This is a genomic window from Flavobacterium ovatum, assembly GCF_040703125.1.
GTDB classification, from domain to species: domain Bacteria; phylum Bacteroidota; class Bacteroidia; order Flavobacteriales; family Flavobacteriaceae; genus Flavobacterium; species Flavobacterium ovatum.
The window spans coordinates 974,065-995,101 of the sequence record NZ_CP160035.1; the positions used below are offsets into that span (position 1 = coordinate 974,065).

General features: G+C 35.2%; 20 protein-coding genes. 3 read left to right on the top strand and 17 right to left on the bottom strand.

Translation table 11 applies throughout. The features are described from left to right. The first annotated feature begins 31 nt into the window (after positions 1-31). A complete protein-coding gene (locus tag ABZP37_RS04360; protein ID WP_366185928.1) occupies positions 32-1,633 on the top strand; it encodes a fumarate hydratase in 1,602 nt (533 codons plus the stop codon). 582 nt (positions 1,634-2,215) lie between these two features. Here ABZP37_RS04360 and ABZP37_RS04365 read toward each other — a convergent pair. The 11 genes from ABZP37_RS04365 to ABZP37_RS04415 all read right to left on the bottom strand — a co-directional run bounded on the left by ABZP37_RS04365 (position 2,216) and on the right by ABZP37_RS04415 (position 13,425). Further along, the gene (locus ABZP37_RS04365) at positions 2,216-3,328 is read right to left on the bottom strand and encodes an ATP-binding protein (protein WP_366185930.1); all 1,113 of its coding nucleotides are present in this window, start codon (positions 3,326-3,328) and stop codon (positions 2,216-2,218) included. A gap of 79 nt (positions 3,329-3,407) precedes the next feature. After that, positions 3,408-4,067: a 3-oxoacid CoA-transferase subunit B gene (locus tag ABZP37_RS04370; RefSeq protein ID WP_366185932.1), complete on the bottom strand. Its 660-nt coding sequence runs from the start codon at positions 4,065-4,067 to the stop codon at positions 3,408-3,410. Between the two features lie 2 nt (positions 4,068-4,069). Beyond that, on the bottom strand, positions 4,070-4,771 hold the full coding sequence (locus ABZP37_RS04375; RefSeq protein ID WP_366185934.1) for a CoA transferase subunit A: 702 nt from the start codon (positions 4,769-4,771) through the stop codon (positions 4,070-4,072). Positions 4,772-5,333: 562 nt separating this feature from the next. Further along, a complete protein-coding gene (locus ABZP37_RS04380; RefSeq protein ID WP_366185936.1) occupies positions 5,334-7,628 on the bottom strand; it encodes a transglycosylase domain-containing protein in 2,295 nt (764 codons plus the stop codon). Between the two features lie 12 nt (positions 7,629-7,640). Then, positions 7,641-8,120: a gliding motility lipoprotein GldH gene (locus ABZP37_RS04385; RefSeq protein ID WP_366185938.1), complete on the bottom strand. Its 480-nt coding sequence runs from the start codon at positions 8,118-8,120 to the stop codon at positions 7,641-7,643. Next, positions 8,104-9,432, bottom strand: coding sequence for a regulatory iron-sulfur-containing complex subunit RicT (gene ricT / locus ABZP37_RS04390; RefSeq protein WP_366185940.1), 1,329 nt, complete (start codon positions 9,430-9,432; stop codon positions 8,104-8,106). Before ricT ends, ABZP37_RS04385 begins: the two co-directional genes overlap by 17 nt. A gap of 188 nt (positions 9,433-9,620) precedes the next feature. Further along, the gene (locus ABZP37_RS04395; RefSeq protein WP_366185942.1) at positions 9,621-9,773 is read right to left on the bottom strand and encodes a T9SS type A sorting domain-containing protein; all 153 of its coding nucleotides are present in this window, start codon (positions 9,771-9,773) and stop codon (positions 9,621-9,623) included. A 30-nt stretch (positions 9,774-9,803) separates the two neighbouring features. After that, positions 9,804-10,706, bottom strand: a complete 903-nt coding sequence (locus tag ABZP37_RS04400; RefSeq protein WP_366185944.1) for a transposase — start codon at positions 10,704-10,706, stop codon at positions 9,804-9,806. 59 nt (positions 10,707-10,765) lie between these two features. Continuing rightward, positions 10,766-11,032: a hypothetical protein gene (locus ABZP37_RS04405; protein ID WP_366185946.1), complete on the bottom strand. Its 267-nt coding sequence runs from the start codon at positions 11,030-11,032 to the stop codon at positions 10,766-10,768. A 90-nt stretch (positions 11,033-11,122) separates the two neighbouring features. Beyond that, positions 11,123-11,368, bottom strand: coding sequence for a hypothetical protein (locus tag ABZP37_RS04410; RefSeq protein WP_366185949.1), 246 nt, complete (start codon positions 11,366-11,368; stop codon positions 11,123-11,125). A gap of 551 nt (positions 11,369-11,919) precedes the next feature. Further along, on the bottom strand, positions 11,920-13,425 hold the full coding sequence (locus tag ABZP37_RS04415) for a S41 family peptidase (protein ID WP_366185951.1): 1,506 nt from the start codon (positions 13,423-13,425) through the stop codon (positions 11,920-11,922). A gap of 48 nt (positions 13,426-13,473) precedes the next feature. Here ABZP37_RS04415 and ABZP37_RS04420 point away from each other — a divergent pair, with 48 nt between their 5' ends. Continuing rightward, positions 13,474-13,854: a hypothetical protein gene (locus ABZP37_RS04420; RefSeq protein ID WP_366185953.1), complete on the top strand. Its 381-nt coding sequence runs from the start codon at positions 13,474-13,476 to the stop codon at positions 13,852-13,854. Positions 13,855-13,938: 84 nt separating this feature from the next. On the opposite strand, the gene ABZP37_RS04425 is transcribed toward ABZP37_RS04420, so the two are convergent. The 4 genes from ABZP37_RS04425 to ABZP37_RS04440 all read right to left on the bottom strand — a co-directional run bounded on the left by ABZP37_RS04425 (position 13,939) and on the right by ABZP37_RS04440 (position 17,551). Continuing rightward, a complete protein-coding gene (locus tag ABZP37_RS04425; RefSeq protein ID WP_366185954.1) occupies positions 13,939-15,318 on the bottom strand; it encodes a rhodanese-related sulfurtransferase in 1,380 nt (459 codons plus the stop codon). Between the two features lie 267 nt (positions 15,319-15,585). Then, positions 15,586-16,368 (bottom strand): DUF6503 family protein, encoded by a 783-nt coding sequence (locus tag ABZP37_RS04430; RefSeq protein ID WP_366185956.1) that lies wholly within the window; start codon positions 16,366-16,368, stop codon positions 15,586-15,588. A 111-nt stretch (positions 16,369-16,479) separates the two neighbouring features. Then, entirely contained in the window at positions 16,480-16,812 is a 333-nt protein-coding gene (locus ABZP37_RS04435; protein ID WP_366185957.1) for a hypothetical protein, read from the bottom strand. Positions 16,813-17,140: 328 nt separating this feature from the next. Further along, positions 17,141-17,551 (bottom strand): BrxA/BrxB family bacilliredoxin, encoded by a 411-nt coding sequence (locus tag ABZP37_RS04440; RefSeq protein ID WP_366185959.1) that lies wholly within the window; start codon positions 17,549-17,551, stop codon positions 17,141-17,143. A gap of 262 nt (positions 17,552-17,813) precedes the next feature. Between ABZP37_RS04440 and ABZP37_RS04445 the strand changes: the two genes are divergently transcribed. Beyond that, positions 17,814-18,296 (top strand): hypothetical protein, encoded by a 483-nt coding sequence (locus ABZP37_RS04445; protein WP_366185961.1) that lies wholly within the window; start codon positions 17,814-17,816, stop codon positions 18,294-18,296. Here ABZP37_RS04445 and ABZP37_RS04450 read toward each other — a convergent pair. Together ABZP37_RS04450 and ABZP37_RS04455 are read right to left on the bottom strand one after the other, a co-directional pair. Next, the gene (locus tag ABZP37_RS04450; protein ID WP_366185963.1) at positions 18,293-18,775 is read right to left on the bottom strand and encodes a DUF255 domain-containing protein; all 483 of its coding nucleotides are present in this window, start codon (positions 18,773-18,775) and stop codon (positions 18,293-18,295) included. The two genes, ABZP37_RS04445 and ABZP37_RS04450, sit on opposite strands and share 4 nt — an antisense overlap. Beyond that, a complete protein-coding gene (locus ABZP37_RS04455) occupies positions 18,775-20,979 on the bottom strand; it encodes a TonB-dependent receptor (protein WP_366187477.1) in 2,205 nt (734 codons plus the stop codon). The genes ABZP37_RS04450 and ABZP37_RS04455 overlap by 1 nt, the downstream gene beginning before the upstream one ends. Positions 20,980-21,037: the final 58 nt, after the last annotated feature.

Below are 21,037 nucleotides of genomic sequence, written 5' to 3' on the forward strand. Positions count from 1 at the left end.
GTATCTTTACGGCTCAATAAAAACGCAAACAATGGATTTTATATATCAAGATTCGTATCCCATCTTAAAAGACGATACACAATACCGCAAAATCTCCTCGGATTTTGTAAAAGTAGAAAAACTAGGCGACCGTGAAATTCTAACAGTTGACCCAAAAGGATTAGAGTTATTGTCGCAAGAAGCTATGAAAGATGTTTCTTTTATGCTTAGAACGGCACATTTAGAAAAATTAAGAGCCATTCTTGACGACCCAGAAGCGACAGATAACGACCGTTTTGTAGCCTACAATTTGTTGCAAAATGCAGCGGTTGCCATTCAAGGAGAATTGCCTTCTTGTCAAGATACGGGAACAGCGATTGTCATGGCCAAAAAAGGGGAGAATGTTTATACAGGAGTTGATGATGCCGAATGGTTGTCGAAAGGAATTTTCAATACCTACCAAGAGCGCAATCTACGTTACTCTCAAATCGTACCCATTAGTATGTTCGAAGAGAAGAACTCGGGTTCGAATCTTCCTGCTCAGATTGATATTTATGCTAAAAAAGGAAATTCGTATGAGTTTTTGTTTTTAGCAAAAGGTGGTGGTTCTGCCAACAAAACCTATTTGTACCAACAAACTAAATCATTGTTGAATGAAAAATCAATGGATGCTTTCATTCGTGCCAAAATCAAGGATTTAGGAACTTCGGCTTGTCCACCGTACCACTTGGCTTTTGTGGTAGGAGGAACTTCTGCCGAGGCGAATTTATCTGCTGTCAAAAAAGCTTCTGCAGGTTATTTTGACCATTTGCCAACTACGGGAAACATGGCTGGTCAAGCTTTTCGTGATTTAGAATGGGAGAAAAGAGTGCAGTTGATTTGCCAAGAAAGTGCCATTGGAGCACAGTTTGGTGGGAAATATTTCACTCATGATGTGCGTGTGATTCGTTTGCCACGTCACGCCGCATCTTGTCCAGTTGGATTGGGAGTTTCTTGTTCTGCTGATAGAAATATCAAAGGGAAAATTACCAAAGACGGAATCTTCGTTGAGCAATTAGAAGTGAATCCTGCACGTTTGTTACCAGAGACTGCACCACATTTGGAACCAGCAGTAGAAATTGATTTGGACAGACCTATGGCTGAAGTTTTAGCTGAATTGACTAAATACCCTATCAAAACTCGTTTAAAATTAAACGGAACTTTGATTGTGGCTCGTGACGCTGCTCACGCTAGAATCAAAGAAATGCTTGATGCTGGTGAGCCAATGCCAGAGTATTTCAAAAATCACCCTGTGTATTACGCAGGCCCTGCAAAAACGCCAGACGGAATGGCCTCAGGAAGTTTTGGACCTACAACCGCCGGTCGTATGGATGTGTACGTAGAGGAGTTCCAAAAACATGGCGGAAGCATGATTATGCTTGCCAAAGGTAATCGTACCAAAGACGTGACCAACGCTTGTAACACTTACGGTGGTTTTTACTTAGGTTCAATTGGTGGTCCAGCTGCAATTCTAGCGCAAGACAACATCTTGAAAGTTGAGGTAGTGGATTTTGAAGAATTAGGAATGGAAGCCGTTCGTAAAATAACCATCAAAGATTTCCCTGCTTTTATAATTACCGATGATAAAGGAAACGATTTCTTCGAGAACTTATAGTGTTTAACCGCGAAGGACGCTAAGTTTTACGCTAGGTTCGCAAAGATTTTTATATAAGGAAGACCGCTATTTGGCGGTCTTTTTGTGTTTTATGTTTAACGGTAAAGAAGCAAAGTTCGCAAATATTTTTTACTTTGATTTTCTTTGGATATTTTCTGCTGAAAAATTGTGCGAAAATATTTTAATTTAGTTAGATTTGTTTTGTAATCCCCGAGTTTTGTTTAAATAAAACTTAGTATTTTAATAAATTTAAATATAAAATTCATGTCTTTTATCACTCCTGTTTTAATGATTATAATTGGATTAGTAATCAAATATTCCAGCCACCCAAAAGCATTAGAAGTCAAAAAATATTGGAAAGTTCTATTTATAATTGGTATTGCGAATTTGGTTTTAAAACTATTTCTTGTAAGGTAACATTTCAATTAATTTGATTTGTAGTCTTCTTTTTTTATTTAAAATATAAAGAATTTAAGTCGATATAATGCCAAACAAAAATATATTTTAGTCCAACAACGTACTGGCATAATTATTTATAGGGACTTTATCAATCTTAATATATTACCTTCAAAAATTAATTCACTAAAGGTATTCCCAAAAGTTATCGCTATTAACTACATGAGTGTTTTTAGGTTGGTATTTCTCTGTAAAGGATTTAGTGAAATGAACTTTTTTATTGGGGTTGTATTTTATTTCGAAAGCAGAAATTTCGCCTTCGTTAATTTCGATAAAATCTATTTCTGCTTGTTGCGTGTTACGCCAATAATGTGTTTTCCCATAAAAGCCTGAATAACTCAGTTGTTTCATTTTTTCGCTTATAAAGAAGTTTTCAAATAAAGCGCCTATATCCTGCCTATTTTGCAGGGGATTAAATTGCCCAATAATAGCATTTCGTATCCCATTATCGTAAAAATAGATTTTAGGTTTGGATGTTATTTCGTTTCGTTGATTTGTAGAATAGGGATGAAGTCTGAATATCACAAATACTTTTTCAAGTAAATCTATATAGTTGATTACGGTCATTCTGTCAACGCCAAGTATTTTTGATAATTCATTATAGGAAACCTCACTTCCAAGCTGTAATGCGAGAGCGTTTAATAATTTCATTAACAAGTCAGGTTTTTTGATGTTGACCAATTCTAGGATATCTTGGTATAAATAACTGCTTGAAAGTTGTAATAACACTTTTTGTTTTTTGGTTTCGGTTACTACTTCTGGATACATGCCATAAATTAAAAACTCTTCTAATCGTGCATAAGCGGTTGCAAAGGAATAATGGTTTTTAATTTCATTCCAACTCAATGGATATAGTTGATGTTCCCATTTTCTGCCTGTCAAAGGTTCGTTTATTTGATTTCCTAAATCTAATGATGAAGAACCGGTAAGTATAAATTGCTTGTTTAATTTGGCATCAACTAGCATTTTTACGGTTAAGCCGATGTTCTCAATGCGTTGTGCTTCATCAATAACAATTACTTCATAATCTGAAACTACTTGCAGTAGAAATTGAAAACTAGAATTAGCAAATTGTATTCTAGTTTGGGGGTCGTCTCCGTTTAAGAACAACACTTTTTTTCCTTCTACTAAATTATGAATCAAAGTTGTTTTCCCTACTTGTCTAGGACCAAGTAGAACAATTGCTTTTTTATTGTCATAATCGGCTAATAAACGGGGGGTTATGCTGCGTGCTATCATACTACAAATATAATAAAATAGGGTTACAACCCCAAAATATTATAATATATTATGATTTGAACCCCAAAATATTATACTTTTAGTCAATTACCATCTCTGGAATAGCTCCATCAATGATAAGTTCCGCTTGGGTAGAAGCGATGATGTGTTCGACAGAAACTCCAGGAGCACGTTCTAGTAATTTAATTCCGTTGGGAGTGATTTCCATTACGGCGAGTTCGGTCACTATTTTTTTGACACAATTGACACCTGTCAAGGGCAAAGTACATTTTTTTAGAATTTTGGATTCTCCAGCTTTGTTGACGTGCATCATGGCTACGATGATGTTTTCGGCAGAAGCAACCAAATCCATCGCACCACCCATGCCTTTTACCATTTTGCCTGGGATTTTCCAGTTGGCTATATCGCCATTTTCGGCAACTTCCATAGCGCCCAATATAGTCAAGTCGACGTGTTTGCCACGAATCATGGCAAAACTCATAGCCGAATCAAAGAAGGATGCCCCTGCTAAAGTAGTTATCGTTTGTTTTCCCGCATTGATGAGATCAGCATCTTCTTCTCCTTCAAAAGGGAACGGACCCATGCCTAGAACGCCGTTTTCGCTTTGTATTTCGACGTTTATTCCTTTAGGGATATAGTTTGCTACAAGAGTAGGTATTCCGATTCCTAGGTTTACAAAATAACCGTCTTGGAGTTCTTGTGCGATGCGTTTTGCTATTCCGATTTTGTCAAGTGCCATAACTAATCTTTTTTACGGGTGGTTCTTTGTTCAATTCTTTTTTCATATTTAGTACCTTGAAAAATCCGTTGTACAAATATCCCTGGAATGTGAATTTGATTGGGGTCTAAAGTTCCTGCTTCAACTAGTTCTTCAACTTCGGCAATGGTGATTTTCGCAGCTCCTGCCATCACAGGATTAAAGTTGCGAGCGGTTCCTTTGAAGATGAGGTTGCCAGCGGTATCACCTTTCCATGCTTTTACAATGGCAAAATCGGCTTTGAAGGCGTGTTCTAAAACGTGCATTTTTCCGTTGAAATCTCGGGTTTCTTTGCCTTCGGCTACTTCGGTACCGTAACCTGCGGGGGTGTAAAATGCGGGTATTCCGGCTTGCGCTGCGCGACAACGTTCGGCCAATGTTCCTTGCGGAATGAGTTCTACTTCGAGTTCGCCCGAAAGCATTTGACGTTCAAATTCGGCATTCTCGCCTACGTAGGACGAAATCATTTTTTTGATTTGTTTTTTTTGCAAAAGTAAGCCGAGGCCAAAGTCGTCTACTCCAGCATTGTTGGAGATGCAAGTGAGTTGGGTGGTTTCTTTTTGGACCAATTCGGCAATTGAATTTTCGGGAATTCCGCAGAGACCAAAACCTCCTAAGAGTAGGGTCATTCCGTTTTCGATTCCGATTAATGCTTCTTGAACGTTATTTACTTTTTTGTTAATCATAACAGATGAATTTCTTTGACTTCTTAAAATTAAGGCTTTATTCTCAGAAAGTGAAACAAAAGCTGTTTTCTTAGGTAAAAACAGTTTTAAGTAAAAAATAAGTTGACACGAATTACACAAATTGGCACGAATATAAAGAGAGAAAAGTCTAATTCCACGAATTTATGGAGGTTTTGGAAATGTATAAAACAGTAAAATGATACTATTTTGCCTATGAATTCATTGAAAAAATAATAATTTCCATTCAACCAACCATTTGGAACTATTAAACCTTAACAACTTAATGGTGAAGAAAAATCTATTGAAAAACGGTAAATTTTAAAGTGAATAATATCTAATTGTAAAGTGAATTTTATTGGTTGAAATGGTTTTTTCGATTGCATTTTTAGCGTGAGGGATGGCAGTGGAGCTCTTTTTTATCTTGCTTTTTTTGCAAGATAAAAAAAGCGGGAATGTACAGCCCGACCCGGAGTTTTTACGGAGTCCCGATAGCTATCGGGAGCCCCAAAAAAAAATAGCCTCCTGTGAATTAGGAGGCTATTGAATTATTTATTGAATTTTGTTAAAACGAAAACTCTTCATTATTTTGTATCGCAGTGGAGTCTTTAGCTTTTGGTGCCGTATAACAATCCACTTTGATTGATAAATTTGGCGGACGGTCAAAAGCTTCTTTAGAAACTTTTAATTCGGGATCATTATAACACAATTTCATAAAATAACCCCAAACTGGTAAGGCTGCAGTAGCCCCTTGTCCGTAAGTGATGCTTTTGAAACGTGCAGAACGGTCTTCACAACCTACCCAAACTCCGGTTACTAAGTTTGGAACCATTCCCATAAACCAACCATCGGACTGGTTTTGCGTTGTTCCTGTTTTACCTGCAATAGGATTGGTGAAGGAATAAGGATATCCTGTCCAGCGGTTGGATCCACCACCACCGTATGTAGTACGTAAACGAGAACCAGAACCGCCTTCAGTAACTCCTTCGAGTAATTTAATAATAGCAAAGGCTATGTCTTTGTTTAATACATCATGGGATTCTGGGATAGGTTCGTAGATTACGACTCCGCTTTTATCTTCAATTCGGCTTAAAAATTGCGGTTTGTTATAAACTCCTTGATTGGCGAATGTGCTGTAGGCCGCAACCATATCTTCAACCGTAATGTCAACTGCTCCCAAAGCAATCGACGGTTGTAATGGAATTTGTGATTTTACACCTAATTTATGAGTTAACTCTACTACCGCTTCAGGGCCCACTTTGTCCATTAATTTGGCCGAAATGGTATTGATCGAGTTGGCTAATGCTTTTTTCAAGGTAATCATTCCTCGGTACTTATTATCGGAGTTTCTAGGAGTCCAAGATGCAGTTACATGATGGCGGCCTACCGGAATGGTAAATGGTGCATCAATAATTGAATCACAAGGAGACATATTTAATTGTTCAATAGCAGTAGCGTAAACAAAAGGTTTGAAGGTAGATCCTACTTGTCGAGCTCCTTGGGCTACGTGATCATATTGAAAATATTTGTAATTGATTCCGCCTACCCAAGCTTTGATATTTCCTGTTTGTGGCTCCATGGCCATCAATCCGGATTGTAAAAAGTGTTTGTAGTATCGGATAGAGTCAATTGGTTTCATGATAGTGTCCTTTTCACCTTTCCAGGTAAAAACGGTCATTTTTACTTCTTGGTGAAAAGAAGCCTCTATCTCTTCGTCGGTTTTATCCATCCCTTTCATTACATTCCAACGATTAGAAGATTTCATGGCTTGTTTTAAGATACGTTTGGTTTCGGCATCTGTAATATTGACGAATGGAGCGTTCTTGTTATTTTTAGATTGAAGAAAAAATTCTTCCTGCAAATTTGCCATATGGGCTTCTACGGCTTTCTCAGCATGTAATTGCATTCTCGAATCGATGGTTGTATAGATTTTTAATCCGTCTTTATAGATGTCATAATCTGAGCCATCTGCTTTTTTGTTTTCACTCACCCATTTTTTCATATAATCACGAAGATATTCTCTGAAATAGGTAGCAGTACCTTCACGATGACTCTCTAATTTGAAATTCAAGGTAATGGGTAAAGCTTGGTATTTTAATTTTTGTTCATTGGTAATCATTTTGGATTTTTCCATCTGTGCCAAAACTACATTACGACGGTTTTTTACACCTTGTGCATTGCGTACTGGATTGTATAAGCCAGAGTTTTTGAACATTCCCACTAAAATCGCTGATTCGTCGATGGTTAATTCTTTTGGAGATTTGGAAAAATATGTTTGTGCCGCGGAACTTACACCAACTGAATAATTTCCGAAATCATAGACATTACAATACATGGCTAGGATTTCATTCTTAGTATATTGCCTTTCTAATCGAATGGCGATAATCCATTCTTTGGCTTTTTGGACTATCCTAAACGGAAGAAATTTAGAACCTTCTCCGTGAAATAATTGTTTAGCTAATTGTTGCGTTAAAGTACTCGCGCCACCACTTGTTCCTAGACTTGCAATAGCTCTTAGCGTTCCTCTTCCGTCAATTCCTGAATGCTCGTAAAAACGCTCATCTTCAGTTGCAACTAAAGCATCTACAAGGTTTTTAGGAAGGTCAGAATATTTTAATTGAGACCTGTTTTTTTGAAAGTACTTTCCAAGTACGACTCCATCTGATGAGATGATTTCTGTAGCCAAATTGGAATCTGGATTTTCTAAGTCTTCAAAGGAAGGCATAGAACCAAAAATCCCCCATGAAGCAAATAGGAAAAAGACAGCGATACTGCCTAATCCATAAAAGAAAAATTTCCAAAAAGCTCGGGTGTACTTTTTAAAATCTGAATTGTCTTGATTCTTTTTATTTGTAGCCATAAACGTTACTATCTATTCTTTTTTTTCTATTCTTAATCCTATGTCTGTGATGCCTTCAAGTTGTGTGACACCAGGGACTTTTCCTGATTCTCTCACCGCTTGTTTGATATTCACTTTGTATTTTCCTCTAAATCGAACTCCTTCTTTGTAGAATAATTTACTTTCTTTAATATCTGTAAATCCTTCGCCAAGTAATGTTCCATCTGGAGCTGCCATTTCATACTCTAATGTGTCTACTTTAGTGTAGCCGTTGGGTTTTTCTAAAGTTACAATCAAAAAGAGATTGTTGTACGCATAATTGTTGTTGTCCCTCAGATTGATAAATAAATCATATCTTTTTGTAGAGTCCAATATGGGTAAATCAAAGGAAATAATGCTGTCTTTATGCCATGCACTTCCAACCGATTTATATTCGTCAAAAACTCTTTTTTTGTCACAGGAACAAAAAGCAATAGCAATAAGAAGAATTAAAAAACTATTTTTTATTCTCATTTTTGGTAATGATTATAGGTTTTCTAGGTTGTGGATTAGGTGTGTTCTCACCTTTAGGAACGTTTTTGTTATTAGATGGTTTTTTATTAGCCTGTTTAGGCTTGTTGCCAGCTGGCCTAGGATTGTTTGATTTGTTTTCGCTAGCCGGTTGATCTTGGTTTTCAGTAGTGACTTTTTCTCCTGCTGGCTTAATTTTTCTGGTTGGTTTTTTCTTCTTCTTAGGTTGGTCAAAACGAGTTAAACTCTCTTGTCCCATCGCATTGTTAAAGTCTTTTTCTATTTCTTGAATGATTTCAATTGCGTAATCTTCCAGTGCAGAAACTTTCTTTTTTTGCTTATTTTCGGCAATAATTTCTTGTACTTTGTCAATTTTTAAGACATGCCAATTAGCAAAATTATTAGTGTAAGCAAACCACATCAGTCCTTTGAAAATATCTTGTTTTTGACAAACAGCATCTCCTTTTTCGGTTACTAATTTGGTGTCAAAATCAGGAAACCCTTTTAAGGCATCCATGTAAGTATCTAGTTCGTAGTTCAAACAACATTTTAATTTACCACATTGTCCTGCCAGTTTTTGCGGATTCAAAGAAAGTTGTTGGTAACGAGCTGCAGAAGTATTCACGCTTCTAAAATCAGTCAGCCAAGTCGAACAACACAATTCTCTACCACAAGAACCTATTCCACCTAAACGAGCTGCTTCTTGACGGAAACCTACTTGTTTCATCTCAACTCTAGTGCTGAATTCTTTGGCGAAATCTTTAATTAAAAGCCTAAAATCGACGCGATCGTTGGCGGTGTAATAAAAAGTAGCCTTAGATCCATCACCTTGAAATTCAATATCAGATATTTTCATTTCTAATTTGTGTGCAATTGCTAGTTCACGTGCACGAACCTTCATAGGCTCTTCTTTATCTCTAGCAGTTGACCAAATGTCGATATCTTTTTGAGATGCCTTTCTATAGATTTTCGGAACTTCATTACTGGTAGGACTTACTCCTTTTTTCTTCATCTGAACACGAACTAATTCGCCTGTCAAAGTCACAATTCCAATATCATGTCCTGGTGAAGCCACCGTTGCAATGATATCTCCAATGCTTAAAGTAAGTTTTTCGGTGTTGCGATAAAATTCTTTTCTTCCGTTCTTGAAACGTACTTCAACACAGTCAAATGGAGCTTCACCAGAAGGTAAAGTCATATTCGATAGCCAATCAAAGACCGTTAATTTATTGCAGCTATCGGTGCCGCAAGTCCCATTATTTTTACAACCCTTTGGTGCGCCACCATCAGAAGTTGAACAACTTGTACATGCCATAATTTTATATGTAGTGTTGCGAAAGACACAACTTAAGTTCGTAAAACGTTTAATTCGTAAAGATAGTATTTTTTAACTGTAAGTTGCAATTGTTGGAAAAGGCTTTAGTTCTTAAATTTTACATAAAAAAAAGGCTATCCGTTATAGATAGCCTTAATGTTATTCTTTTAGTAAAAAAAAACGCTTTTTTATTTAGCAAATTTCAAACTACCTTTTTTAGTTGTTAAAATATAAAGTCCTGATGGCAAAGAGGAAACATTAATTTGATTTGATGCTTTTCCAGTTGATACTGCTTTACCACTTAAATCATAAATAGAATAGTCTCCTTCAATTTCATCCATTATAACAACTGATTTAATGCGAATCAAGGGTTAAAACGTTAAATTTATATAAGTTGCTGCAATTTTTCCAAAAAGGTGCACTAGTAATCCTTTAGTTGACCTTACCTTACTAGCTCTTTGAATATCAGTTTTCTGAATTAACCAATTAAAAAAAGACTCTATTGGTTGCCTAACTCTTGATACTGCTGTAGAGAATAAATCGTTAGCGGCTTTATCTCTATTTTTATTTTCTTGACATTCACCTTTAACGCCTTTTATTGGAGTCATCATTATTGAGTTTTTTTCATTCTCAAGATCCCCAAAAAAATCTTTGTTAACATAGATTTTATCTCCAAAAAAGCATCTGTTCTCTTTATTTGCCCAAGCTTCTTTGAATACTGTCAAGTCGTTTACAGATGCTGGAGCTATTTGAATTTCTTCTGGAAATGGAATTTTATTATTTCTTCTAAATGCTAATGCATGTAGCTTAACTCCATAATAATAGAGGCTTTTTGTCGAACAATACCCTTTGTCAGTTATATCAGTGGCCACTTTTTCTTTTCGTTTCCCCGAGCAAACTATTATTGGCATTGAATCTAATAAACTTTGATTAACGTAACAGTCTTTTGGAAAGTAATCTTCAAGAAGTGAAGCAGTAAGATTCCTAAAGGCTTCTGATAGTCGATTTAATCTATTAGAAAAACCTGCATAAGATCCAAGATTAGGAAACCAAGATAGCAAATAATCACAAGCAAATTGATGAATTTGTTTAACTGTAAAACGTTGCTCTTCTGCCACAGAAAATAAATAAATGGTCATAATTTCTTGATCTGTTAAATCCTGTTTAGTATTGTTGCTAAATCGTTCACAGCTGTATTTTAAATCTTTTTCAAATTTGTCACAGATTGTTGAATAGATTTTTATTAATTTTAGTGCTTTAGTCTGAATAATCATATGTTTAAATGTGCGTCGAATACACTTTAAATATACTGATTTTCAGACTATTAATCTAATTATCCGAAAGGTATTTCTTTCTTTTTGTATTCTTTTTTCAACTCTTGATTCGCATATTTAATAGCAGCGTTGTAATAAGCAGCTAATTTAGTTGTACTAAAATCTTTTGTAGATAAAGTTCCAGAAGAATTTAATACTTCAATTGCTACAAATGTAGATAGTCCATTTATTGCCCCATAACCCCATTGAAATCTTGTGTCATATCCATAAGCAGGGTTGGTAGCTTTTCTAGTCGCTGTTGTGGGTAATGCAGCATCTTGTGGCATAACTATGTCTGTAGAATATCTTCCAGTCCATAATCCAGTAACTAATTGTTGAGCTACAACATAATCTTTAAATGCTTGTAAAGGGATAGATTAATCTGTATTAGCAAAAGCTGGATCTTTTACTTCTGTGGCTGTAATAGGTCTTATTCTAATTGTAGTGTAAGTAATTGTGTTCAAATCAGTAGCACCAGTAAAAGTGTAATCAAATGCAACGTTATAAGTATTGGTTCCCTCAGTTGCGTTTGTTTTAACTTGGGTAGGTAATACTACATTTGTAAATTGTGCAGAAGCATTTAGGCTTAAGGCTAAAATAAATAGTAAGGTAATTTTTTTCATGATAATTTGTTTTTTGTTGTTAATGATAAATTTATTTATTGCTTGAATTGTAACCCCTTGCAATCACTTCGCCTTTAGTAACTCTTTAATTGTTAAGTTAATTTTTTACGAATAACCTACTGGTTTAAAGATTGCTTGATGTTATTGTCAAAAGTAGAATGTTGAAAGGCTTTGATGATTTTTTCGAACTAGATATAAACTAGACGAATTGAGTAAAGAGGGTGTGGCTTCATTTATACAACTAGATATTTTATAACAAAATGGATTTATGATTCAGATATGGCTGTAAATCAATTTGTTTTTTCCGTTTTTAAAACAAAAAAAAACCTCTAGTTTACTATAAAGCAAACTAGAGGTTTTGTAAAAAGTTGGATTAAATGGTTTTTAAAACTCCAAAACCATATATAATTTTTTTAATAATCGAATTCTAAATGGAAGTTGAAAAATGCAAATTTCGCTAGTAAACGAAGCCTTGATTCGCTTAAAATGTCAATTTTATAAACCTTTCATTATAATTAGTGAATTTTGAATCATTGTGTATAAATTGATTTTTATTCTTTTCGACTTTTAAAATCTTCAATATACAATCCTTTGGCAGCATTTGTAGGATTGAATGCAGCAAGATTCTCGTTTCTAAAAGACAATTTTGTGTCGGTGTTTTGACCTTTATTCTGGAGGGTTTGCCCAGTAATCAGTTCGACAGCCTTTTTTAAACAAGGGTCTTTTACGTTTCCGAATTCAACCCGATTTAAGAAAGCATAGTAAGGATTGATTTCGTAATCAGGCGTAATTTTTGTTGGATTTACGTCTTTATCTTTGTTGTAATATGCAAAAGTAATGGGTTGCATTTGCCATTTGTGTTTGGTACTTCTATTGGTGTATGAAATGTAATTGTTAGCAGGTGAGTCATATAAGGTATTCGATCCTACAAATTTACCTACGGTTTCTTCTCCTATAGTGGTCACGCTAATGTATTTTTTAAAACATTGAATAGTTAGTTCGCTCGCAGAAGCCGTTTGAAAACTTACTAAGACATATATTTTTGTCAAAGCAAGGCTATTTATGTTTTCCTCTCTCTGAAAAGTGGGTTCGTTATCAACCAAGTTAAAAACTCTAACTTTGTCTGAAAGGTATTCAAAGCCATCTTCGTTATTGTGTTTGTCATTGAAATCTAAGTAAGCATAAGGTTTGCTGGTAAAACTTCCGTTAATCATTTGTGCCAAAGCAATTGCAGTTTCTAATGATCCGCCTCCGTTGTACCTTAAATCCAAAACCAATTCGTTTATTCCGTCCGATTTCATTGTGGCGAAAGCTGCATTAAGTTCGTCGTTATAATCTGACTTGAAACCATTATAAACCAAATAACCAATGTTTTTGCCATTATATACTTTCTTTTCGTAATAAGCAACGGGGTTTTCGTCAATGTCTGTTTGGGCTACAGTAACAGTTGTGGCTTTGTCAGTAGTCACCAAACCAGTGTTTGTAATTCCCACGGTTGCTGCCAACGTAATTGTTATTTGCGTATTGGTTAGTTCATTATAATTGCTTGTAGTAAGTGGATTGTCATTTAGTTTTGTGATCACGTCTCCTCTTTTCAATCCCGCCAAATCTGCTGGTGAACTTGGTACAATATAATTTATCAAGGCTACCAAATTGACATTACCGGTGTCTTTAGGGTAAACACCATAACTAAAACCACGACTTTTTTTGACTTCGGCAGTATTTGAAATATTCACCACTTCATTACTGTTTTCAATCCAAGAAAACCGATCAACAGTTCCTCTTTGATATAGGAGCGAATAAAAAAGAGCATCGGGAGTTTTTCCGTTAATAAAATCAGCGTAGGTATTGCTAGAAGCAATTTTGCTATCGGCTAAATCGGGAACATTCGGTTGCCAATAATACCAGGAATTCATTGCTTTCCAAACAAAGTTGTTAATCTCGTCAGGTACAACAGCTTTGATTGGAACAGGTTCTGGGTCCGAACCCGAATCCTTGCTGCAAGAAGTAAAAATCGATCCAACAAGCAATATCAAAATTAGATTTTTTAGTTTCATTAATATTCAATAGTTTCATTTAAATTTGTACGAATAAAACTCAAAATTATGAAATATAGTATACCAAAAAACATCGTTATCATACTTTATTTAGGATCGTTCTTTATTTCTTCCTGTTCCAAGCAATTATTAGGCATTAAAAACCAAACCTATAAGAGCTATAACAGAGATAGCGAAAAAGGATATATAGTTAGTTTTGAGTTGATTAATGCTTCAATTGTTCCAAAATCGATTGTGATTAATGGTATCGTTCAAAATGTTTCAACAGCAGACAAAACTAGTGAAAATTACCAAGTAAATGTGATTGCACAGACCACTATAATTCATAACTACCAAGTAAAATTAGAGAAAAAAGAAAACGGAATATATTTTGAGAAAGGTTCCATACTGTTTTTTCAACCGGTGAAATTCAGATTAATAACGGATTAATTTTCGTTACTCTAAAAAAAAAAGAAGTTCTTTCCACAGTATAAAGGAAAGAACTTCTTTGATGAAGAGGTTGTTAAGAAGCTTTTACGCCTCCAATACCTTATACAATTTATCAGACAATCGAATTCTAAACGGCAATTGAAAAGTACAAATATCTCCCGCAACCGCTTTGTCCGCTTTCACATCGTTTACTTGCATTTCGGTAATAACTAGTTGTTGTTCACCAGTAGTCATTCCTTTAATTAAAATAGTATCGCCCACTTTGATTTCGTTTTCTTCGATAGAAAACTGTCCAATACTTGGTTTTGGATAAAAATGCGTTCCGTTCCCGATGTATTGTTTTTTGATTTTTGGTTGTTTTTTGGCCAAAGCTTTCGATTTTGTTAAATCAGCCAAATTCGGAACTGCAGCCAAAGGATCGTGATTTGCTTCTCTATTTTTGAAAGTCAACACATCCGATTTTCCTTTTTTGAAAATCTTATTACCGTTTTTAACTCCACGACGAATCGCTTTTTGCTCCTCTTCTGGCAAATGAATCACATCTACACAATCTTGTGAGCAACAACCTTGCATGGCTTGGGCACATTCTTCGCACTGAATAAACAACAAATGACAACCTTCGTTGATGCAATTGGTGTGCACATCACAAGGTTTTCCGCATTGGTGGCATTGGGACACAATATCATCCGTAATTCTTTCACCTAAGCGGTGGTCAAACACAAAGTTTTTTCCAATGAACTTGCTTTCTAGGTTTTCTTCCTTGATCTGCTTGGCGTAATTGATAATTCCACCTTCAAGCTGGTATACATTTTTAAAACCTTGGTGCTTAAAGTAAGCCGAAGCCTTCTCGCAACGAATTCCTCCGGTGCAATACATTACCAAGTTTTTGTCTTCCTTAAAATCTTGTAATTGCTCGTTGATAATCGGCAACGATTCGCGAAAAGTATCCACATCTGGCGTAATTGCTCCTTTAAAATAGCCAATTTCGCTCTCGTAATGATTTCGAAAATCAACTACAATCGTATTTGGATTATCCAATATTTCGTTGAATTCCTTCGCTTTCAAATGCACCCCAATGTTGGTCACATCAAAAGTTTCATCATTCAAACCGTCGGCAACAATTTTGTCACGCACTTTTACTGTCAATTTCAAGAACGAGTGATCGTCCTGTTCCACTGCAACATTCAAACGCATTCCTTGCATAAAATCATACTCGTCAAGTGTGTCTTTGAAAGCATAAAAATTATCTGCAGGAAGTGATAACTGGGCATTTATTCCTTCTTTGGCCACATAAATACGACCAAGAACCACTAGCGGGTCCCAAGCACGGAATAAATCGTTACGAAATTGTGTTGGATCTTGAATTTGCGCATAAGCATAGAAAGACAAAGTAAGTCTTTGTTTTCCGGCATCATCAATCATGATGGCTCTTTCTTCTGCGCTTAAAGTGTTATACAGTTGCATGCTATAAACGGTTTAAGTGTGAAAAATTATTTTTGCAAAAATACGGAAAAGGGACTAAGTTGCAAAGTTTCTAAGGGACTAAGTTTCTGAGTTTTTTGGAGCTATTTCCAGCTATTCGCTATATCTCTTGTGTCCGCTATCGCTACCACAAGAGGATGCCACTTCTATCTGGGCTAGGGGATTTGGGGTCAATTGAAAATTTGTTTTAAAATACAAAAGCCCAGGATATACTTCTGAGCTCTTGATAGAATCTATAATTTAATCTGCTTATTTATGATTGTTTACCACATGCTCTGTCAGTATTTTAGAGAGTTCTTTTAGTTTTCCTTCTTCATATAATTTAGGTAAATCTTTTAAATCAGTTCCTACAGGAGCTTCATAGTTTATGTAATCCTGAAAAGTGATTCCGTCAATTACTCGGCTGTTAAAAGCGGCTCTAAAACGAACTCCACCCTCATTGACGTGGTAGTTGTACGCCAAGTAATCAATTTTATGGATGTCTTTATTGATCCAGTAGCTATATTCATCATCAAAATCTTTTCCACCACCGTCTTGACTAAAGGTAACTTTTATTAAATCGTATTTCTTTCCTTTGATGGCTGTTTCTTCAATGAATTTCTTATTTACCGCAGCATCTTGAAGTTTGTACGGCAGCGTAGTAAAGTAAATAACAGAATTTAGACTTTCAGAATACTTTGCCGAATCGTCTTTGTTTAAATTTTGTGATTTTCCGTTGATCGTTCGTTCAAAATGGTCAGCAGTCATGACATCCAGAATCAATGAATCTCCTTTTTGAATTTCAGATGAATAGGTATTGCTACTGTTGTTGTTTTTAAAACGATATTTTTTGTCTCTAAAAATAAAAGAATAGTCGGCTTGCTCATACAATTTCCCGCCATGTGCTTCAATGGCTTGATTAACTATGGAATCTGCTTTTGAGAGCGGCTTTTCGGTTTTATTTGTGGTAGTTTCTGTTACAGTCTCATTTTTATTTTTACAAGAGAAGAAGAGTGCCGCACTAACACATAGTATTATTAATTTTTTTTCCATTCTTTAAAAATATCACATTTTATAAAGAAGGAAGTAAGTAAGCAACGTTTTATAAAAAATTTAACTTAGCGAAAACTCTTTTTGGTGAGTAATTAAATGGTTCTCGGTAATTTAATTTTCTGTAATTGTGATTTCTGCTCCTTCCAAATCTTCTGTAATGTAGAGCTGACACGAAAGCCGAATAGTTTCCTCGGTAAATCCCAGTAGTTCTAGTGTATTGGGTTCGTTTCTTTCTTTTATAGCAGATTTTCCTTTCACGCCAATTGCTTGTACTACACAAGTAGCACATCGACCCACACCGCCACATTCGCCAAAAGAATCCAAACTCAGCTCTTCTTTCAACAAAAACATTAAATTGGGGTAACTGCCGTGCTTGACTTTGATGGGGAATCGTTGTTCGTTTTCAATTACAGTAAACGAAATTAAAGGAAGTTGATTTTTCAAAATAATTAATTTTTGAAGTTTTGTATGAGTAGAGTATTTTTTTGCCACAAAGGCTCAAAGACACAAATTTTAAAATAAACAGGCTCTACTGTATTTTATATGAAAGCTCTAATCTCTAATTTTTTTAATCCTAAAGGAATTAAGCAAGTAAATGACTTAATGAAACTTAATGACTTAATGGTAAATCTTAAATTTCAATGTTTGATACATTTTTTTTAACAACAATAAAAGACTCTTAGAGCCTTTGCGCCTTTGTGGCCAAGTCACAAACGAGTGTAAACAAAAACGTACCGCCAAGGCAGTACGTTTCGTTAATTAATCTGTATGATTAACAGTGCTCGTTGTAAGCATCTTGCAAGTTTTCAGCAATCATTTCAGCTGGACGACCTTCAATATGGTGACGCTCTAACATGTGAACCAATTCTCCGTTTTTGAACAAAGCCATTGCTGGCGATGATGGAGGAAAAGGAAACATATGTTCTCTAACTGCATCAACCGCATCTTTATCAACTCCTGCAAAAACAGTGATTAAGTGATCTGGTTTTTTAGCACCGTCTAAACTCATTTTTGCTCCTGGACGAGCATTTCTTGCTGCACATCCACAAACTGAGTTTACAACTACTAACGTTGTTCCTTCTGCTTTGATAGCATCATTTACAGCTGATGCACTATGTAAATCTTGAAAACCTGCAGTTGTTAATTCAGCTTGCATTGGTTTTACCATTTCTTCTGGATACATATCTATATATTTTAATATTAATTGTTTGAATAGGCAAAGTTACGAAGTTTAAAAATAACTCTATGATTTGCGTTATAAAGTTTTGTTATAGTTTAATAGTTCTTTGAAATCTAATGTATGTTGAGCTCTTGTCGGTAATTTGACTTCTTGTGTCAGTAAAAGGGGACTTCATGACATTTTTTTATTTTTCTCATGTTTTATTTTAGAATTTTGAGATCATTTACTTTTTTGTATAAATGTAAAACCCCTAAAAATAAATACCATGAATCAATATCCTAACTATTATTATCAGATATATTCCGTTATAGGGAATCATAAAATGGTTTTAGATATTTTTAATCGCGGAAGATATAGTTTTATGCCTCATTTGGTTTCAAAGAAGAACTTTTCTGGACATTATTGGCAAATGGAAATTATTGAAAACGAAAAAGCTTTTAAATTAACTACGACAGTTTTAGGTGTAGAAATGTGGTTAGATACAATTGACGGTGGAATATTTGATGGTTTATTAATTGCAGTTCCAAAAGATAAGTACTCCAACAGACTTTGGAAAATTGAAAAGAATAATCTTCAAAAACATTCGTTTAAAATTAGTACTTTCTTAAGAGGGGAGCTAAAGTATATTGATTTGTATCAAGGAGGTGATTTTAATAATATGCCTTATCTTTCTAGTGAGTCAAGTTATTCGAATCAATATTGGGGGGTTGAAAGAACTAATGACGAAATTTTTGAATATACTTTTTAATGTATCGGAGTTTCTTTTTGACAACTGTTTAATATTGAAAGCATCATTTTTGACCCCATAAAGGAATGTTTTTGAAAAAAAATAGTGTCGCTAGCCTTCAAAATAGTCAAGGTTGGGTAGGCCACTTGACCGTTTATTGTCGCTAAAGCTGTGGCTAATTCATGAATTCCGGTGTTTTTTCCGGTAGGAACGAATTTGAAACGATGGTTATTGTAAACAATATCATTTTTGGTTTCAGCATCGAAGCTAATAAAATAGAAATTGTTATTAAGTTCACTTATGGTTTCTTCATTTTTGAAAGTGGAGTTTTCCATCATTTTGCAATACTTACACCAAGAAGTGTGGATGAAAACAACAATTGGTTTGGGTTTTACCTTCGATAACTGAGCTACTTCTTCAAAACTATACACTCTCAATTGGGCAAAACCTGATGGAATTACCCAAAATAGAATCAATAATATAAATATTTTTTTCTTCATTATTTCATAGTATAGCGCAAACCAAAAAAGCTTCGAATTCCTTGATTAGGACCATACACATAACTTGGATCAAAGGTTAAAGCGTAAGGATTGTTAGCAGTAGCTTGCACATTTCCTGCATTATCATATTCTACATTTTTATCAAAAGGATCGTTGGCTCTCGCAATTATAAACGGATTTCCTTTGTTGGGTGTCCAATTCAGTAAGTTCTTTATTCCAGCATAAATTTCGAGGTTCTTGAATTTGTTAAAAGTGAATTGAATATTTTGAATGCTCCAAGTAGGGGCGTATTCCTTGCGCGGATCTAAAGGTCCCAAACGCGGCAAACGCATCGGACCATAGATATTTCCAGTGTAATCAATATCTAAAAACAGTTTATTAATTCGGTAGGAGATAGCCCAGGTTCCTGAGAATTTTTCGGTTAATATTTGTTGTGTTCTTACCTCTTTTTCTTTTTTAGAGACATCCATATAAGTTGCTCCTAAAATAAATTTCAATCCATTTCCAAAAACCATATCCACATTAGTACTAATTCCTGTGGTGACTGCGTAGCCATCTAGATTTTTATAAATAATTTGGTTGGGATTGGTGTCGTAATCTGGAATAATTGAGTTGGTAAAATAAGTGTACCATGCCGAGGTTTCAATCCCTATGAAAGTTCCGTTATTCGTATATATTTTTTTTAAGTAATTTAAGTTGGCATTGTAAGAACGCTCTGGTTTTAAGGCTTCTAAAACAATAACGTCACGGGAACCCGTAAGTGCGGCATGTTCTTCGGTAAAAAGATTGACTATTCTAAAACCAGTTCCAGTGTTGAAACGGACAATGTTGTTGTCATTCACTTTCCATTTGTAAGCAAATCTTGGTGTAAAGATATTGCCATGGTTGCTGTTGTAATCGTATCGTGCTCCCAAAAGAATTTTGTGATTGTCATTGAAAGCAATTTCGTCCTGAACAAACAAACTTGGAATCCAGTTGATATCTGCATCGATTGTTGCAGGTGTGTTATCATTGTAATATTGATAACGGATTGCCGTTCCAAAAAGCAAATCGTGTTGGTTGATTTTTTTATCCCAAGTAAGTTGGCCAAAACCAATCCGTTGTTGTGCTAGGTAGGGAATGTCTCCATAAACCGAATTCTGATTGTGATCGGTGTAGGAAAAAGAAAGCAGCATTTTTTCGGTAAAAGGCAATTCATAAGCTCCAAGTAACTCGTAACGTTTGGTGTAAATACTTTCACCATATACTTCATCGCCGCCACGGTATTTTTTCTCCCATTGCAATTCACCACCCCAGCGGTCCTCGTAAAAGTAACGTCCAGCTAGTGATAATAATTTGTTGCTTTTTCGATTGAAATTCCATTTTTGAAAGATCGAAATACGGTCTTGCAGCGTAACATCCGTAAAATTATCATGGTTATTGTCAATAGGATTGCTGTAATTAAAATAATTGACACCCGTTAAAACCGATGCTGTCTTTCCTAAATTAGCTTTAAAACCCAAATCCAAATTGAGTTCTCCCCAGTCGGTTACAAAAGAATCAGCCGAAAACACAGGAGCGTTTTTAGGGTTTTTGGTAATGATATTGATTAATCCACCTACGGCTTCACTACCGTATAAAGAGGATGCTGGTCCTTTGACAATTTCAATACGTTCCAAGAGTGAGTTTGGAATTCCAGACAAACCATAAACGGTTGATAAACCACTGACAATAGGCATTCCGTCAATTAGCACTAAGGTATATGGACCTTCAAGGCCATTAATATGAATGTCTCCGGTGTTGCAAATATTACAATTCAATTGTGGTCGGACTCCGTTTACATTTTGCAACGCTTCAAACACATTGGCTGTTGGGTTTTTTTTGAAAAAGCTAGGTTTGTAAACTTCAACAGGAACGGCACTTTCTAATCTAGTTACGGGTTTTAGAGTTCCAGTAATGACTACTTCGTCCAGTGAATTATTTTCTTTTAAGTTGAAATCAATAGTAATGTTGGTGCTGTCTAGTATTGAGATGTTTATTTTTTCAGTTTTATAACCGGTATAGGATGCAATTATTTCATAATTTCCTATAGCCGTATTTTGAAAGGAATAGTTTCCGTTGCCATCTGTGACAGTAGTTTTGTTAGCTTTTTTTAAAATTACATTAGCAAAGGGTAATGGACTATTTCCGCCTAAAACAACGCCCTTAATACTGGTCTGCGCCATAGTTATGCTACTGATTAATAAGCAGAAACCGAGAATTAGATTTTTCACAATTATATTT